This is a genomic window from Streptomyces silaceus (assembly GCF_001419745.1).
GTDB classification, from domain to species: Bacteria; Actinomycetota; Actinomycetes; order Streptomycetales; family Streptomycetaceae; genus Streptomyces; species Streptomyces silaceus.
On record NZ_LIRJ01000714.1, the window covers coordinates 1 to 544 of the forward strand.

General features: G+C 74.1%; 1 protein-coding gene. It reads right to left on the reverse strand.

Features of this window, described 5'->3' with window-relative positions; genetic code table 11:
* Positions 1-65: 65 nt before the first annotated feature.
* A partial coding sequence (locus tag AOK22_RS43640) for a nucleotide triphosphate diphosphatase NUDT15 (protein WP_244165291.1) occupies positions 66-544 on the reverse strand: 479 nt, incomplete at its 5' end.

A 544-nucleotide genomic window follows, 5' to 3' on the forward strand; every position in this document is an offset into this window, starting at 1 on the left:
AGGGCGGGGCGAGCTGACCCGTACGCCCGAGGCCTTCCGGGTACGCACGCCTTTCCGCTTGCCGCTCAGCGGACGGGCGTGCGGTGCACGGGCGGCAGGTCCTTCAAGAGGCCGGGGTACGCCGTGTCCAGGACGTGCGCCGACGGCGTGAACAACGTGCCGGAGAGGGCGGGGAGATCGGCGGGCCTGTGCCATTCCCAGCGGTGGACCAGGTGCGGCTCGGTGACGGTGGGGGTGCCCCGGTGGGCCGTGACGCGGACGGCGGCAGTCAGACGCAGGACACCGTGCGTGGTGTCCATCAGGACGGCGAGCACGTGGGCGTCGTCCGCCGAGGCCGCCAGGCCGGTCTCCTCGCCCAACTCGCGTACCGCTGCCTGCTCGAAGGACTCGCCCGGATCGGGCTTGCCGCCGGGCAGTTCCCAGACGCCGTGCGTGGAGCGTCCCAGCAGTACGCGTCCCTGCGCGTCGTTGACCACGACGCCCGCGCCGATGAGCCCCTGGGGGACGGGCCGCCCCCGGTCGGCGAAGGAGACCGGGACGGCGG